Raw genomic sequence first — 16,672 nt, 5'->3', positions numbered from 1 at the left:
GGTCGGCTCAGCGAATTCCATCCGCCTGCCGCAAGAACTGGCTTCACCAAGGAGGCTCGGTCATGTCCGAACGATCACACGAGCAGCTGCGAGACACCGAGTCGTCCCAGCGGAAGCAGCCCGCGGATCAGGCCGGCTACGGCAGCCTGACCGTCGAGGACGACCCGGACGGCACCACGGATCCCACCGACCTTGCCGGCTCGGCCAACGCGGACGACGCCCAGGTGGGACCGGCGGCCACCGAGGCGGATTAGCCCCGGCGGCTCGACCGGAACGCCGTGGTGTCGGCTCAGCGGCGATAAGTGCGATTACCGAGCGTCGTCACGTTCCCCGCCTTGTCGTACGCGCGGAGCTGGACCGTGAACTTCTTGCCGTACTTCTTCGGGTTCAGCGTGAAGCTGTAGCCGGCCTTCGTGTCGGTGGCGACCACCTTGCCGTTGACGAGCAGCTGCACCTTCGCGACGCCGTTCCGGTCACTCGCGGACACGGCCAGCGTCGTGTTCTTCGTCAGCTTCGCGTTGTTCTTCGGCGCCTTGGTGAGCTTCAAGGCGGGCGCGACGGTGTCGTTGACGACGACGCGACGAGCAAACGTGGTGTTGCCCAGGTTGTCGATCACGACCCACTCGATGGTGTGGGCACCCTGCGCCTTCGGGCTCACCGTCCAGGCCCACGGCGAGCTCGTGGCCTTGCCGCCGGTGACCCGCACCGACCTGATGCCGCTCGGGTCGGAGGCCTTCGCGGTGGTGCGTACGCTGCCGCGCACCAGCGCCCGGTCGTCAGGGGTGATCGAGCTGACCGACGGGCCGGAGTTGTCGACGTCGTAGGTGCCCACGTCGAACGTGCCGTTGCCGGCATGGTCGAAGACGCGGACCGAGAGGTGCTGCCCGCCGTTGAGCCCGCGGGTGTCCCAGGTCATCGTCCACGGCGCCGCGGTGGTGCTGGCGACGACCCTTTCGCCCGTGCCGAGCAGTTCGATGCGTGCGGTGTCGCTCGAGACGTTTGTCGCCTGGAACGTGACCACACCATGGATGCGGGACCCGGACGCCGGGGTGAGCGTCGCGTCGGGACGGAGCACGTCGGCCCGTACCCTCGTGGTCTTCTCTCCGGTGTTTCCGGCCGCGTCGAAGGCACGGATGGTGATCTGCGGCTCCTGCTCGTGCACGTCGGCCGGCATCACGAAGCCGACCTCGCCGGGCAGAGGGTTCTCGTGGGTGGCGGTGACCCTGCCGTTCACCAGGACCTGCACCTTGGTGACGGCGACGTCGTCGGACCAGGACGGGGTGATCTCGTTGTACCGGCCGAGCAACTGGCCCTCGGTGAGCCCGGTGGCCGTGACGGACGGCGGGTTGGTGTCCGTGCCGCCCGGAGTGGTCGGCGCCGGGTTGATGATCAGCGGCGCGGTGTCGTTGGTCTTGTCGAGGTCGTCGGCGAAGCGCTCGCACGTGCACGCCGGGTTCACCTCGACCAGACCGGCCGCCTCCCGGATGGCCTCGTCGATCCGCAGGCTGAACGGCAGGCTGACCGCGTAGTCCTTGCCGATCTTGAGATGTCCGTCGAGTACGCACGCGTACTGCACCGCGTCGGTGCGGGTGCGTTGCGCGTCCGTGGCGGGCGCACACCTCGACGGCGCGCTCCGCACGGACGTGCCCGGCGGAATCGTGACGACCACGAGGCCGTGCGGCACGCCGGTGCCGATCCACTTGAGCGTGGCGGGACCGTCGTTGCGGACCACCGCTTTGAGCTGCACCACGTCACCGGCCGCGCCATACACCTTGCTGCCCGTGGCGACCAGATCCGCGCTCTGCCGGCCAATGATCGCGAGGTCCAGGAACTGCCAGGGATAGACGCCCACGTCCTCCGGCGTCACGTCGTCGAGCAGCGGTACGGGCGCCTGGTCACCGGGTGTGCCGTACGGGCGGTGGTTGGCCTTCTTCTCCCAAGTGAACTGGGTCCGCATGGCGCTCGGCGCATAGGCGTCGGCCGGGGCGCGGAGCGGTAGATCCACCCGGTACGACCTGCCGGGCTCCAGGGTCCGGTCGAAGACGCAGGAATCCAGCTCGCCGAAGACGTCGTAGGTGCAGTTCTCGGGTCGATTTTCGGTCGCAAAGCCGTCGATGCCGAAGAAGGAGACGGCGACGCCTTCGATGGGACGGGTGCCGGTGTTGGTGACCGACAGCGGTGCGGTGAAGTCGCTGCCCGGTGTCGCCCTGGCCTGCGCCGTCGCGCCCGCGCCCAGAGGCAGACGGTCGTCGGCCCGCGCGGGGGCCGCGAAGGCCAGAGGCGCGGTGGAAGCGGCCAGGGCGGCGAGCGCACGCCGAGCCAGGGTGTTACGCATGCAGTTTTCCTCCCCGTGTTCCCCGGCATCCTAGAGATCGACGGAGCTGCGCGCTGTCCTGAATGGCCGGTGCCAGGGCGGCGCGCTTCTTGACGGTTCCTTACGGGGCCGGATGTGACGTACGCCGCCTCTCCGCGCGGCGAAGTCGCGGAATGTCCGTCTGATGCCCGGATGCGCCCGCGGAGCCCGGACCCCCTCGCTCCCGCGAACCGATGCGCGTGTCATTGTGCGGTCACGTCCCCGGCAGTCTTCCGGTCGACCTCCGGAAGTTACGGGCAGAGCCGCCCAGCCGGGAGGACGCGGCGTTTCGCGGGCAGTACGAGCCGCAGGCAGAAGACGGGGCGGGGTATGCAAAGACGGGCGCTTCTGGGCCGCGAGACGGAGCGGCGTGCTCTGGCTGCCCTGGTCGAGCAGGCCGCCTCCGGGTCGGGCGGTGCGGTGGTCGTCGTCGGCGAGCCCGGGATCGGGAAGTCGGCGCTGGTCGCCGAGGCGGCGGCACAGGCGGCGGCCGGCGGGATCCGGGTGATCACGGCGGTAGGGGTGGAGTCGGAGGAGGACGTGCCCTGTGCCGGCCTGCACCAGTTGGTGCACCAGCTGCGGGACGGGATCGACGACCTGCCGGGACCGCAGCGTGCTGCGCTGCGCGCCGCCGTCGGCCTCGCCGACGACGCCGTGCCCGATCTCTACCTCGTCGGCCTGGCCGCGTTGACCCTGCTGTCGGACGCGGCAGTGAAGGCACCGATGCTTGTGGTCGTCGAGGACGCCCACTGGATGGACCGGGCCAGTCTCGATGTCCTCGGGTTCGTCGCGCGGCGGATCGAGTCGGACCCCCTCGTCCTCGTCGCCGTCACCCGGGGCACGGACGACCGCCTCGGACGTGCGGGCCTGCCGGTGCTGCATCTGGACCCGCTGACCGAGGAGACGTCGGGCGAGTTGCTGGACGCGGTGGCTCCCGGCTTGGGGCAGCAGGTCAGGCGCCGGCTCCTGGCGGAGGCGGCCGGGAATCCGCTCGCTCTGACCGAACTGCCCGTTGCTCTGCAGTCGGTCGGCGGTGCGTACGCGCTGACCCCGGGTCCGCTGCCTCTGACCGAGCGGCTGGAACGCACCTTCACGGCACGGGTCTCCGGACTTCCGGTCGATACCCGGGCGGTCCTGCTCCTGGCGGCACTCAACGGTGACGGAACGGTGGACGAGTGCCTCGCCGCGGCGACCCGGATGCTGGGAACGCCGATCGACGCCGCAGCCCTCGCGCCGGCGGTCGACGCGGGCCTGGTGGAGGACCGGGGGATGGCTTTCCGGCATCCGCTCGTCCGCTCGTCGCTGCACCGTGCGGCCACCATCGCGGAACGTCAGGCCGCGCACGCCGCTCTCGCCGCCGAGCTGCAGGGTCAGCCGGACCGGCAGGCGTGGCATCGTGCTGCTGCCACCGCCGGATTCGACGAGCGGGCGGCGCGGGACTTGGACTCCACTGCCGGCCGGGCCCTGCGGCGGGGCGGTGTCGCCGCGGCGCTTGCGGCTCTGCGGCGGGCGGCGGAGCTGACCGAGGACACGTCCGCGCGTGCGGACCGGTTGCTGCGCGCGGCGGAGCTGGCGCTGGAGTCGGGCCAGCCCGATGTCGTCGCGGACCTTCTGGCCCGGGCCGGGTCGCTCGACCTCTCGGCCCGGGATCGGGGTCGTGCGGCGTGGGTGGGCCTCGTCCGGGACGAATGGGTGCAGAGTGAGGGCACCGCGACCGCCGAGCTGGCCGAGCTGGCCGTCGAGATCGCCGCCGGCGAGCCCCTGCTGGGTCTGCGCATGCTGTGGGGCGCGATGCTGCACTGCTACTACGGGGAACCCGGGCCGGCGGCACGACAGCGGGTCGCCGCCGCCGCCGACCGGATGCCCGTGGACGCGGACAACCCCTTCCTGGTGGCCTTGCGGGCGTACTGCGCGCCGGTCGAGCGGGGGCGAGCCGTCATGGACTCCCTGACGCGTCAGCTGGAGCGCTCATCGCCGGACGCCGAGGGGGACCAGCTGCTGGGCGGTGCCGCCGTGACGGTGGGCGCTCCCGCCCTGGCGATGCGACTCACGGCGAGGACGCTGGACGCCCTGCGGGCGCAGGGCCAGCTGTCGATGCTGGCCCGCGCCCTCTGCATCCAGGCGGGCAGCGCCGCGCGGCTCGGTAACGTGCGCGGCGGTTCCCTCGCTGCCGAGGAGGCCGCCGAGCTGACGCGCGAAACAGGTCAGCCTCTTGTGCACGCGATGGTGCACGCCATCCGTGCGCAGCTGGCCTCCGTCTGCGGCGACCCGCAGGCGGAGGCGTGGGCGGCGAAGGCGGAACGGGTAGCCCTTCCCGGCGGCGTACGGCCGGTGCTGGCCATCGTGCAGACGGCCCGCGGGCATGCCGCGCTCTGCCAGGGCCGCTACGGCGACGCGTTCGGGCACCTGCACCGCGTCTTCGACCCGGGGGACCCCGCCTTCCATCCTTGGCTGCGTTTCTACGCGGTCGCCGAGCTGGTTGAGGCGGCCGTGCGCAGCGAGTCCGCGGAGGCGGCGCGCGGCATCCTGGAGGGCCTGGCCCCGCTCGAGGAGCTGACTCCGTCTCCCGCCCTGCTCTGCGGGCTGCGCTTGGCCCGCGCTCTGCTGAGCCCGTCGGACACCGCCGAGCCGCTCTACCGGGCGGCCCTCGACGGGGTTCCGGCCGACTGGCCGTTCGAGCGGGCGCGGGTGCACCTCGCACTGGGCGAGTGGCTGCGGCGGCACCGGAGGCCCGCGGAGTCCCGCGTCGTCCTGCAGGCGGCGCGCGAGGTCTTCGACGCACTCGGTGCATCCGCGTGGTCGGAGCGGGCGCGACAGGAACTGCGTGCGGCGGGCACGTCATCGCCTCGCCGGGACCCGGCCGCGGCCGACCGGTTGACCTCGACCGAGCTGCACGTCGCCCAGCTCGCCGCGCAGGGGCTGACGAACCGGGAGATCGGCGAGCGGCTGTACGTCTCGCCCAGGACCGTGAGCACACACCTGCAGCGGATGTTCCCCAAGCTGGGCGTGACGTCCCGCGGCGAACTCGCGGCGGTGCTGTCGGCACGATGACGTACGCCGAAGACGTCGCCTGACGGACGCGGTGGGCCCCGCCGGCTCCCTAGGTTCGTGCCATGCCCGGTCCGCACACGGCGGACGGGCGGGAAGGCACATCATGGGGACCATCACCGTCGGCACCGAGGGTTCGACCGGCATCGAGCTCTACTACGAGGACCACGGCTCCGGCCAGCCGGTCGTCCTGATCCACGGCTACCCGCTGGACGGGCAGTCCTGGGAGAAGCAGACCGACGCGCTGGTCAAGGCCGGCTACCGCGTCATCACCTACGACCGCCGCGGTTTCGGCCGGTCGAGCAAGACCATGACGGGGTACGACTACGACACCTTCGCCGGTGACCTGAACACCGTACTGACGCAGCTCGACCTGCGTGACGTCGTCCTCGTCGGCTTCTCGATGGGCTCGGGTGAGGTCGCCCGCTACCTCGGCACGTACGGTTCGGAGCGGGTGGCGAAGGCCGCATTCCTGGGCGCGCTCCAGCCGTTCCTGCTGCAGACGGAGGACAACCCCGCCGGCGTGCCGCAGACGGTCTTCGACGGCATCGCCGAGCAGGCCGAAGCCGACCGCTACGCCTGGTACGAGAACTTCTTCGTCGACTTCTTCAACACCGACGAGACGCTCGGATCCCGGCTCAGCGAGGCCGCGCTGCGCGCGAACTGGGTCACTGCCATCGGCTCGGCGCCCATCGCGGCGTACGCCTGCGTCCCGGCGTGGCTGACGGACTTCCGCGCCGACGTGGAGCGCATCGACGTGCCGTCACTGATCCTGCACGGCACCGCCGACCGCATCCTGCCGATCGACGCCACCGCCCGTGAGTTCCGCCGCCGCCTGCCCGGCGCGCGTTACGTCGAGATCGACGGTGCCCCGCACGGCCTGCTGCTCACCCACGCAGCCGAGGTCAACGCCGCCCTGATCGCCTTCCTCGCAGACTGAGAGCCGGAGAGCATGCGCACACTCAAGAACCGCGTCACCGTGCGAATCACCGCCGGGCTGGCCGCGCTGGCAACAGTTGCCCTGCTCGGCTCCTCGACCGCGGTGGCCGCGGCCCATCCCGCCGGCCGGAAGCCCACGATCGTTCTGGTCCACGGAGCGTTCGCCGACGGTGCCAGCTGGAGTCCTGTCATCGAGCGGCTGCAGCGGCGAGGTTTCACCGCTGTCGCCGTGGCCAACCCTCTGCGCGGAGTCCGCTCCGACGCCGAGGCCCTCGACGCCCGTCTCGCCGGCATCGACGGGCCCGTGGTGCTGGTCGGCCACTCCTACGGCGGTGCCGTCATCACCAACACGAAGGCACGGTCCCCGAAGGTGAAGGCGCTGGTGTACGTCGCCGCCTTCGCGCCCGCCGAGGGCGAAGCCGCGGCACAGCTCGCCGCGAAGTACCCCGGTAGCACGCTGGGCGAGACGCTGGCGCCGGTCCCGCTGTCCGACGGATCGAACGACCTCTACATCAAGCCGGAGCTCTTCCGGCAGCAGTTCGCGGCCGACGTCCCGGCGCGCCAGGCAACCCTCATGGCGATCACCCAGCGCCCCATCCGGGACGCCGCACTGAACGAGGCTTCCGGCAAGCCCGCCTGGGCGAGCATCCCCTCGTGGTTCGTGCTGGCCGGCGCGGACAAGAACATTCCTCTGCAGGGGCAGAAGTTCATGGCCGACCGCGCGGGCTCCCGTGCCACCGTGACGGTCAAGGGCGCGTCGCACGCCGTGGCGGTCTCGCGTCCGGACCCGGTCGTCAAGCTGATCGTCCGCGCCGCGGGCTGACCCCTCTCCCGGCCCCCACCGGCTGCAGATGCCGCCGATCGTCATGGGGGCCGGGGGTGTGCCTGCTCAGCCTCGGCGAACCGGCCGGTTGTCACTGGGTGGCGGTGTCGTTGCCGGGGCCGCCGTGTCACACCGCGGACCCCTGGTGTCCCGAGGGGAGGACGCGGTAGTGGAGATGTACGACGCCGTTTCGGAATCGGCGCTCATCGAGGAGCTCGAAGTCCGTGCGCATGCCTTTCGGCAGTCCTGGCTTACCCCCGCCGACGACGACGGGCAGGATCAGCAGCCGGCACTCGTCGACCAGCCCGGCCTCGAAAGCCCGCGCCGCGAGGCCGGCACCTCCTACGGTGAGATCGCTGCCGGCGGTGGCCTTCAGTTCACGTACCGCGGCGGGGTCGAAACGGCGTTCGAGCCGGGTGCCGGCGGTAGGCACCGTGGCGAGCGTCGTGGAGTACACGACTTTGCTCGCCGCCTGCCAGGCGTTCGCGAAGTCGGCCGTGAGGTCGGACCGCGCAGCCAGAGCGGGGTCGGTCTCCCAGACGGCCATCGCCTCGTACAGGCGCCTGCCGTAGAGAAGCGTGCCCACCGATCGCAGAAGTCCGGTGTGGAACGCGAACACCTCGTCGCCGAGGGGGAACCAATTGATATCGCCCTGTGCGTCCTCGATGTAGCCGTCAAGCGACACGTTCGTCACGTAGATGAGCTTGCCCATGCCGTCACCTCCCGATGTTTCGTTGTCCCGGCAGGCCGGAACCGACTGCCCTCGTCTGTTCCACGAACCACCCGCGGCAGATCCGACACCGGGCCGGAAACGTCCGCCTTCTTCGCCGCACCACGCGGTATCCGCACCGTGGCCGACGTGGGTGTCACGATCGCTGCGCCGCGATGAACCGGCCGGGAGTCGTCCCGGTGACGTGCAGGAAGTCCCGGATCATGTGGGACTGGTCGGCGTAACCGACGGCGGCGGCCAGCTCGGCCTGGGTGACGTTCTCCCTGCGCAGCCGCTCGGCGGCCTCCTGCAGCCGCCGGCGCTGGATGAGGCACTTGGGCGTGAGCCCGAGGCGGCGGCGCAGCAGGCGTTGCAGCGCTCGCTCGCCGATGCCGAAGCGCTCGCAGATCTGCGCGACCTGCAGGAGCGCCCCGTTGTTCTCGACCGCGGCGACCACGGCGTTGAGGAGCTCGCCGTCAGCGTCCAGAGGCAGGAAGCGCCGCAAGATGTCCTCGCACGCTCTCATGGCGGCCCGGTGGGCCGCCGGGTCGTGCGGGTCCGGTGCCATCAGGGCCCGTACACGGTCGGTGAGGTCACGCCCGTCGTCGCCGAGCACCTCCTCGAGGTCGGCGTAGCGATCGTTGAGGGTGCCGGCCCGGCCGGCGATCGTGTGGCCCGCGGCCGGAGCGAGCACCAGCCCGACAGCCCATCCGTCCCCTGTGAGCGTCGTCGTCGACAGTTCGGGCGCGACACCGTAGAAGCGCGCGTAGCCGCCGCTGATCACCACCAGGCAGGCGGGATCCTGCAACGTCCGCTGCGGCGTCTCCTTCCCGGGCGGTACGGACCAGACCGGAATCCAGAACCGGCGCAGCAGATCGGTGAGGCCGGCGCTCGCGGCGTACCGATAGGTCCGGTGATGGACGTCGAGCGGATCCGTCAGTTGCGCCAGCTCCTCCGGGTCCCGGCGCACCGTGCTCACGACCACGCCGTGGGTGTCGGGTTTCATCAAGTCCCACCTGGAGCCATGCTCATAGGGTCCCACGCATGATCAACGCCGCGATGCAGTACGTGACCGCTCTGCGCCCTTTGACCGCCGTCGTCGAGGCGGTGTCGCCGCGGGCATGGGACGCACCCTCCCCCTGTGCGGGCTGGAGCGCGCGAGACGTCGTCACGCACCTCGCCGAGACTCAGCGGGAGACGCTGACCAAGAACGGCGTGGATCTCGGCGGGGCGCCGGACTTCGGCACCGACCCCGTCGCCGCGTGGGACGAGCACAGCCGGAGCGTGCTCGGTGCCCTGACTGACGACGACCACGCCGGCCGGGCCATCGACTGGTACTTCGGCCCGACGACGCTGGGGGCGACGTTCACGCAGTTCTACGTGTGGGACATGTACGTACACCGGTGGGACCTGGCCCGCGCTGCAGGGCTCGACGCCGGCCTCACCGGCACCGAGCTCGACCGCATCGAGCAGGGCGCCGACAGCTTCGGTGAGGCCCTGCACATGGACGGCATGTGCCGGCCGGCGATCGTCCCCGCCGGCGACGACCGCATCACCCGGGTTCTTGCACGTCTCGGCCGCGTGGCCTGATCCCGGCGAATAACACTTCCGCGGTTCCGGAATCGGATTCGACCGATCAGTTCGACCTTCTTAGGCCCTGGTTAAGTCATTGACGGGCGTCTCCGGCGGCGTTTCCGGCCGGATAACTTCGCCCTCATGTCAGGACCGAATCGGCGGCGGATCGTTGCCGTAGCACTCACCAGCACCGTTGTCACCGCCCTGGGAATCGCGGGCGTCACCACCGCCATGGCTGCGGAAAGCGGCCCCGTCACGGGTCTCGGCGGCAAGTGTGTCGATGTGGCCGGGGCCAGTCCGGCGAACGGCACGGCTGTGCAGCTCTGGGACTGCAACGGCACCGGCGCGCAGCGCTGGACCGTCGACGGCGAGCGCGTCCAGGCTCTCGGCAAGTGCCTCGACGTCGCGGCGGGGTCGCACGCCGACGGAGCCAGGGTGCAGCTCTACGACTGCAACGGCACCGGCGCGCAGAAGTGGGCGGCTCGTGACGGTCAGCTCGTCAACATCGGCTCGGGCAAGTGCCTCGGCGCCACCGGTGACAGCTCGGCCCCCGGTACGCCGCTGCAGATCCGGACGTGCACCGGCGCCGCCGGTCAGTTGTGGCAGCTGCCGGGAGCGGCCACCGTGCCGACGACCGCACCGACTTCGCCGCCGGTCGCCGGCGGCGCGAAGAAGGGCATCAGTACCTGGCAGTTCCCGGGCCTGCCGGGCGCGGTCAAGGACGTCGGCGCGAAGTGGTACTACAACTGGGGTACCGACAACGACAGCATGCCGGCGGACGCCGAGTTCGTACCGATGATCTGGGACGAGAACGTCGTCACGGCGGCGAACCTGGCGAAGGTGCGGACCGAGGGCCGTACGCTCCTCGGCTTCAACGAGCCGGACCTGGCCGGCCAGGCCGGGATGACGGTGGAGCAGGCGCTGGATCTGTGGCCGCAGCTGCAGGCCACCGGCATGCGCCTGGGCAGCCCGGCGGTGGCGTTCGGCGGGGACACGCCCGGCGGATGGCTGGACCGATTCATGACCGGGGCCCGGCAGCGCAACCTGCGGGTCGACTTCATCACCCTGCACTGGTACGGCTCCGACTTCAGCGACGCCGCGGCCGGCCAGTTCATGGGCTACGTCAAGGCTGTGCACGATCGTTACCGGCTGCCGATCTGGGTGACCGAGTACGGCCTCATGAACTTCACGGGCAGCCCGAAGTTCCCGGACACCCAGCAGATCACCCGGTTCATCAGGAGCTCCACGTCTCAGATGGACGCCGCCCCGTACGTCGAGCGGTACGCCTGGTTCTCGCTGCCGGCGGTCGGCGACTCGGTCGACTACGGCCTGTACCGGGACGCGACCACTCCCACCGAGGCCGGGAAGGCCTATCGGGCCGCCGGTAACTGACGACCCGGCCGGCTGACGGGTCCCGGGCTCGCGTTGATCGCCTGCCCGGGACCGGTCGGCGGCTGGAGCGGGGCGGGGGGCGATGTCTCGAGCGGCCGCACCCATTTGGGATCAACCGGACTTAACAACCTCGATAACAGTTTTTCTGGGAAGTGCTCGCAGAAATATTTCAGAAAATCGGCTTTCGGGCAGCCGGAAAAACGGTTAGCGGAGCTGGCCGTATCCGTCAGGCGGATCTTTTGTTGCCGGGACATTGACGCGCCGCAACAAAGAATTAACATGAAGGCGGAGAGCGCTCTCTGATCGGCCACGCTTTCGCCCCCGACCCGCCGCACGTCTGCCCCCAGGGGCGCGCGGCAACCCGTCCGACAGGCAGGCAAATGACACCTCCCATCCTGACTTCCCCACCCTCGCAGAAACGCGGACGCCGCGGGCGCGTCGTGCTGAGCACCGTCCTTGCCGCAGCCCTCGGCGTCACCGTCGCCTCGGTCACCTCCAACGCCAGCGCCGCCGACCTCCCGGTGTCGCAGGGCAAGACGGCCACCGCCTCGTCCGTCGAGAGTGCCGCGTTCCCCGCGTCCGCGGCGGTCGACGGCAACACCGGTACGCGCTGGTCCAGCACGTTCGCCGACCCTCAGTGGTTGCAGGTCGACCTGGGCAGCACCCAGTCGATCAGCCAGATCGTGCTGAACTGGGAGGCGGCGTACGCCTCGGCCTTCACCATCCAGACCTCTCCGAACGGCACCACCTGGACGAACATCAGCCCGGTCACGACGGGCCGGGCCGGCGTCCAGACCCTGAACGTCACGGGCAGCGGCCGGTACGTGCGGATGAACGGCACGACCCGGGCCACGCCGTACGGCTACTCGCTGTGGGAGTTCCAGGTCTTCGCCGGCGGCGTGAACCCGTCGCCGTCGCCCAGCACGCCGGCCCTTCCGACGTCCGACACCCCGGACCTGGGCCCGAACGTGCGGATCTTCGAACCGTCCACGCCGGCGTCGACCATCCAGACGGCGGTGGACCAGGCGTTCAACGCGCAGTTGCGCAGCCCCACCGCGCAGTTCGGATCCCAGCGCCACGTGTTCCTCTTCAAGCCCGGCACGTACGGGCGGGTGTGGGCGAACGTCGGTTTCTACACCACGATCGCGGGTCTCGGCCTCAACCCCGACGATGTGACGATCAACGGTGCGGTCAATGTGGACTCCGGCTGGAACTTCGGCGACGAGAGCAACGCGACCCAGAACTTCTGGCGCAGCATGGAGAACCTGTCGATCGTGCCCGACGGCGGCACCAACCGGTGGGCCGTCTCCCAGGCCGCCCCGATGCGCCGGGTGCACATCAAGGGCAACCTGACCCTGGCGCCTTCGAACCAGGACAACGGGCAGGGCTACTCCAGCGGCGGCTACCTGGCCGACTCCGTGGTCGACGGTGTCGTGTCCTCCGGCTCCCAGCAGCAGTGGTACACCCGCGACAGCCGGATCGGGCGCTGGGACGGTGGCGTCTGGAACATGGTCTACTCGGGCGTCCAGGGTGCCCCGGCCAACGCGTTCCCGAACCCGCCCCACACCACCCTGGCCACCACGCCCGTCACGCGGGAGAAGCCCTTCCTCTACGTCGACAGCGCCGGCCTCTACCGGGTGTTCGTGCCCGCTCTGCGGCGCAACTCCGCGGGCGCCAACTGGCCGAACACGGCCGGCTCCTCGATCCCGATGCGCGAGTTCTACGTCGCCAAGCCCGGTGACAGCGCCGCCCGGATCAACCAGGCCCTCGCGCAGGGCCTGAACCTGTTCTTCACCCCGGGCACCTACTCGCTCAACGACACCATCCGGGTCACCCGCGCCAACACCGTGGTGACCGGCATCGGCTTCCCGACCCTGATCCCGACCGGCGGAGTCGAGGCCCTCAACGTCGCCGACGTCGACGGGGTCAAGGTCAGCGGCCTGACCTTCGACGCCGGTACGACCAACAGCCCCACCCTGATGAGCGTCGGCCGGGCCGGTGTCCACACCGACCACGCCGCGAACCCGATCAGCCTGCAGGACGTCTTCTTCCGCATCGGCAGCAGCGTCCAGGGCAAGGCCACCACCACCCTCGCCGTGCACAGCGACGACACGATCATCGACCACATCTGGGCCTGGCGGGCCGACCACGGCGGTGCGCCCACCGGCTGGACGGTCAACACCGGCGACACCGGCCTCATCGTGAACGGTGACGACGTGCTGGCCACCGGCCTGTTCGTCGAGCACTACCAGAAGTACGAGGTGATCTGGAACGGCAACCGCGGCAAGACGATCTTCTTCCAGAACGAGAAGCCGTACGACGTGCCCAACCAGGCGGCCTGGATCGGGCCCCGTGGAAACGGTTACGCCGCCTACAAGGTCGCCGACAACGTCACCGACCACCAGCTCTGGGGCGGCGGCTCGTACGCCTACTTCAACGTCAACCCCAGCGTCCGGGTGGACCGGGCGTTCGAGGTGCCCAACCGGCCCGGCGTGCAGCTCCGCAGCATCCTGACGGTCTCGCTCGGTGACGTCGGCACCATCGCCAACGTCGTCAACGACACCGGCGGCGCCGTCCCGAACCCGGCCGGCAACACCACGCCGCGCCAGGTCGTGGCCTACCCCTGACACTCACCCGGCCCTAGCGCCGAAGCGGTTCCGACGTGAAGGCGGCGGCCACCGGTGCGAATCGCACCGGTGGCCGCCGTCGTGCGTACCAGCTCTTGGAGCTTCGGGAGTACGCAACCGTAGCGACAATTCACTTCCGTTTTGACCACTTGGATGATCAACAAGGTCCGGGCCGTCGCATAACGTCGACCCGTGCGCAGGAAAGCCGCCCGGACCGCCCTTGCGGCCGCCGTGATCGCCGGGGTCTCCGGCTATCTGTTCCAGGCCGTGACCGGCACGGCCGGCGCCGCCGAGACGCTGCCCGTCCTGGTGCCGTCCCCGCCGGGGGTCACGACCACGAACTTCTCCTCGATCGACCGCCTGGTTCTCGACGGCGGCCGCCGCCACGTGCTGGTCAGCGACCCGACCGACGGCCGGCTGGTGTCGCTGAACTTCGACGGCACGACCGCGGCGCAGGCCACCGGGCTGCCCGGCGTCAGCGGTCTGGCGCTGTCCGAGGACTCGAGCACCGTCTACGCCGCGGTCGAGGGCGAGAACTCCATCCTCGCCCTGCGCGCGGACACCCTCGAGGAGATCAACACCTATCCGGTCGAGGGTGCACCGGTCGAGATGGTGCGCGCCGGCAATCGGCTCTGGTACACGACGTGGGGCAGCTTCGGATCGCTCGACCTCACCACCGGGAAAGCTGCCCTGCACGACCACGGCGACTACAACCCGTGGTCCTCCGGCAGCGGGGAACTGCTGATCGCGGCCAGCTCGGAGAACCCCGACCTGATCGCGGTCTCCGCCGGGCCGGGCATCACCAGCGGTCCGGTCGCGCTCTACGACATCTCCGGCGGGGCGGCCCGGCAGATCGGCTACAACGGCTCCGTCCCGTACGACAGTGTCACGAACTTCCGTGACCTCGAGTTCACCAGGGACGGACTGGCGCTGGCCGGTTACAGCGGGATCGCGTTCCTGTCGCTGGACGCCGGTCTCAAGGTCACCGGCAGCTACCCGATGAACGCGTCCGTCGAGATGGACGTCGCCGACAACGGATGGCTCGCCACCGGCCGGCCGTACTCAGGCTTCGGGCATGTGCTGCTCCTGCCGGCCGGAGCCACCGTCCCGGCCCGGGAGATCCGTCTCGAGACCAACTCGTTCGACGGCGGCCTCGGCGGTCTGACCTGGGAGCGGGGCGGCGGCCGGCTCGCCGCGATCACGACGGCGAGCGGGCAGACGAAGCTATGGGTCGCGGAGGGCCCGACCAGGACCAAGCCGGCGATCACGCTCACGGCGCCGGCCGGCACCACGCGCGGCGCGGCCCTCACCGTCACCGGCCGGATCAGCGAGTCACTGCCGGCCGGCACGCCGCTGTCCGTCCGGCGTACGGACGAGGAGTCGCCGAGCGGCACCGCACTCGCCTCCGTCACCACGGACGCGAGCGGCGCCTTCCGCTTCACCGACCAGCCGCAGGCGGGCGGCACGATCACCTACACGGTCTCGTACGCCGGAGCGGGCGACTTCGCGGCAGCCTCCGGCACGGCCCGTGTCACCGTGCCGAAGTCGGTGCCGGCACTGACCCTCACTCCCAGCGGCACGGTGAGCAACTACAACGCGGCCGTCACGGTGAGCGCGCGGCTGGGCTCCACCTACCGCAACCGGACCGTGGAGCTGTGGGCCGATCCGGCCGGCGGCGACCAGGCGAACCGGCTGCTCAAGCGGGCCACGGTGGACGCCGGCGGCTATCTGAGAACCAGCGTCCGGCTCACCCGCAACACCGTGATCACCGCTACCTTCACCGGCGATCCCCGATTCGCGGCCCGCTCGGTGAAGGCCACCCTCCACACCCGGGTCAGCGTGACGACCACGGTGACGGGGCAGTACCGGACGGGCGGTGGCTACTACTACTTCAAGAAGGCCAAGCATCCGGTCTTCACCACCACGATGACCCCGTCCGCCAACCGCAAGCCGCGGCTGTACTTCGAGTACTGGTCAGCAGGCAAGTGGCGGGCCTGGCGAACCTCCACGGTTCCGATGACCAGCGCCGGCAAGTCGGTCCACACACTGACCGGGACGCACAAGACCGGCGTCAAGTACCGGGTGCGGGCCGCATACGTCGCCGGTACCTCGGGCGACAGCCTCAACTACACGACCTACGGCCCGTACCGGTACTTCACCTTCCGGTAGATCGCCGGCGTCCGAACTCTGGCTGGCGCGGTGCCCGCCCTTGGGTGGTGCCGCGCCGGGCTTCGAGGTCAGAGACAGGTGACCGGCTCGGGATAGAGGTCACCGGCGGCGCCGACGCGACCGTGCGGCTCCGGGACGTCAGCGACCCCGCGACCGCGGCGAAGACCGGTGAACCGGACGACGCCTGCCGGACGTCTGTGCATTGTCACCGGACCGGCGCTGACCGCCGAAGCGTGGCGATAGTACGTCGGCGACGAGCTGCCGTACGAGCCGCCCTGCCCTTAGAAAGAAGGGACGGCCCCGGGCGTGAGCTGCGCCTCACGCCCGGGGCCGTGCTGAGGAGTGAAGATCAGGGGAGGTTGATCGGGCGCAGGACCCGGTCGATGCCGTGGGCGATCTGGCGGTTGCCCTTGTTGATGTCGAAGCGGTTGATGCGCGGGTTGCGGTCGCTACGGTCGGCGTCGATCAGCGAGATCCGCTTGTGCCAGCGCGGCCCGTAGACGTTGACCTTGATGTTCGCGCCGGCCGCGGTCGCCAGCTTCGCGTTGTCGGACTTCAGTGCGGCCTTCTTGGTGACCGTGGCGCCCGGCACCACGTGGTAGAGCAGCACCGACTCGACGGTGTTGATACCGAGACCGGCGACGGCGGTGAACGCCTTCTTCTCGCTCGGGAGCCGCTTCGACTTGGTGATGTCGGCCACGAGCAGCTGGAACGCCCGGTCGTTGGGGAGGAAGGCGGTCAGGGCGGTCTTCCCGTCGGCGAGAACGGCGACCTTGCTGCCCGGCTTGGCCTTCAGTACGGCCTGCACCGCGGCGGTGAGGATGTCGTAGTCGTGACCGTTGCGGTCGAAGCCGCTCTTGTCCGCGGTGAGGACCGCGGCCAGCGACTTGGTCTTGAGCGGCTTCTTGCCGGTGGCCTGCGCGGGCGCAGCGCCCAGGGCGGAGGCGACAAGCGCGGCGGTGACGACGGCGGCGGCCTGCTTGCCGAGACGGGTGAACCTCATCTTCGAGCCTCTTTCCGATCGGGGGTACGGGTGG

General features: G+C 70.4%; 12 protein-coding genes. 8 read left to right on the top strand and 4 right to left on the bottom strand.

The genetic code is table 11. The features are described 5' to 3' along the window. The first annotated feature begins 62 nt into the window (after positions 1-62). Positions 63-254, top strand: coding sequence for a hypothetical protein (locus AB0G04_RS40180; RefSeq protein WP_360994638.1), 192 nt, complete (start codon positions 63-65; stop codon positions 252-254). Between the two features lie 35 nt (positions 255-289). Here AB0G04_RS40180 and AB0G04_RS40175 read toward each other — a convergent pair whose 3' ends face one another. Next, a complete protein-coding gene (locus AB0G04_RS40175; RefSeq protein ID WP_360994636.1) occupies positions 290-2,335 on the bottom strand; it encodes an Ig-like domain-containing protein in 2,046 nt (681 codons plus the stop codon). A 348-nt stretch (positions 2,336-2,683) separates the two neighbouring features. Here AB0G04_RS40175 and AB0G04_RS40170 point away from each other — a divergent pair, with 348 nt between their 5' ends. The 3 genes from AB0G04_RS40170 to AB0G04_RS40160 all read left to right on the top strand — a co-directional run bounded on the left by AB0G04_RS40170 (position 2,684) and on the right by AB0G04_RS40160 (position 7,163). Further along, complete coding sequence (locus tag AB0G04_RS40170) at positions 2,684-5,404, top strand: AAA family ATPase (RefSeq protein ID WP_360994633.1); 2,721 nt, start codon at positions 2,684-2,686, stop codon at positions 5,402-5,404. Positions 5,405-5,507: 103 nt separating this feature from the next. After that, positions 5,508-6,341 (top strand): alpha/beta hydrolase, encoded by an 834-nt coding sequence (locus AB0G04_RS40165; RefSeq protein WP_360994630.1) that lies wholly within the window; start codon positions 5,508-5,510, stop codon positions 6,339-6,341. A gap of 12 nt (positions 6,342-6,353) precedes the next feature. Continuing rightward, positions 6,354-7,163: an alpha/beta hydrolase gene (locus AB0G04_RS40160; RefSeq protein WP_360994627.1), complete on the top strand. Its 810-nt coding sequence runs from the start codon at positions 6,354-6,356 to the stop codon at positions 7,161-7,163. Between the two features lie 127 nt (positions 7,164-7,290). On the opposite strand, the gene AB0G04_RS40155 is transcribed toward AB0G04_RS40160, so the two are convergent. Both AB0G04_RS40155 and AB0G04_RS40150 read right to left on the bottom strand, forming a co-directional pair. Further along, positions 7,291-7,875, bottom strand: a complete 585-nt coding sequence (locus tag AB0G04_RS40155) for a dihydrofolate reductase family protein (protein WP_360994625.1) — start codon at positions 7,873-7,875, stop codon at positions 7,291-7,293. A gap of 154 nt (positions 7,876-8,029) precedes the next feature. Continuing rightward, the gene (locus tag AB0G04_RS40150; RefSeq protein ID WP_360994622.1) at positions 8,030-8,878 is read right to left on the bottom strand and encodes a helix-turn-helix domain-containing protein; all 849 of its coding nucleotides are present in this window, start codon (positions 8,876-8,878) and stop codon (positions 8,030-8,032) included. Between the two features lie 38 nt (positions 8,879-8,916). On the opposite strand from AB0G04_RS40150, the gene AB0G04_RS40145 reads away from it, so the two are divergent. The 4 genes from AB0G04_RS40145 (at position 8,917) to AB0G04_RS40130 (ending at position 15,635) form a co-directional block, all read left to right on the top strand. Beyond that, the gene (locus tag AB0G04_RS40145) at positions 8,917-9,462 is read left to right on the top strand and encodes a maleylpyruvate isomerase family mycothiol-dependent enzyme (protein ID WP_360994619.1); all 546 of its coding nucleotides are present in this window, start codon (positions 8,917-8,919) and stop codon (positions 9,460-9,462) included. A 126-nt stretch (positions 9,463-9,588) separates the two neighbouring features. Further along, positions 9,589-10,839: a glycosyl hydrolase gene (locus tag AB0G04_RS40140; protein ID WP_360994616.1), complete on the top strand. Its 1,251-nt coding sequence runs from the start codon at positions 9,589-9,591 to the stop codon at positions 10,837-10,839. 380 nt (positions 10,840-11,219) lie between these two features. Then, the gene (locus tag AB0G04_RS40135; protein ID WP_360994613.1) at positions 11,220-13,466 is read left to right on the top strand and encodes a discoidin domain-containing protein; all 2,247 of its coding nucleotides are present in this window, start codon (positions 11,220-11,222) and stop codon (positions 13,464-13,466) included. A 192-nt stretch (positions 13,467-13,658) separates the two neighbouring features. Next, positions 13,659-15,635: a hypothetical protein gene (locus tag AB0G04_RS40130; protein WP_360994610.1), complete on the top strand. Its 1,977-nt coding sequence runs from the start codon at positions 13,659-13,661 to the stop codon at positions 15,633-15,635. 349 nt (positions 15,636-15,984) lie between these two features. Here the strand turns inward: AB0G04_RS40130 and AB0G04_RS40125 are convergent, their stop codons facing one another. Beyond that, positions 15,985-16,638 carry a fasciclin domain-containing protein gene (locus tag AB0G04_RS40125; protein ID WP_360994607.1) on the bottom strand — a complete coding sequence of 218 codons (654 nt, stop codon included), beginning with the start codon at positions 16,636-16,638 and terminating at the stop codon, positions 15,985-15,987. Positions 16,639-16,672: the final 34 nt, after the last annotated feature.

Source organism: Actinoplanes sp. NPDC023801 (assembly GCF_040639655.1).
In the GTDB taxonomy this organism is placed as follows: domain Bacteria; phylum Actinomycetota; class Actinomycetes; order Mycobacteriales; family Micromonosporaceae; genus Actinoplanes.
The sequence above is the reverse complement of the archived record's forward strand: the minus strand, read 5'-3'. Positions and strand labels throughout refer to the sequence as shown.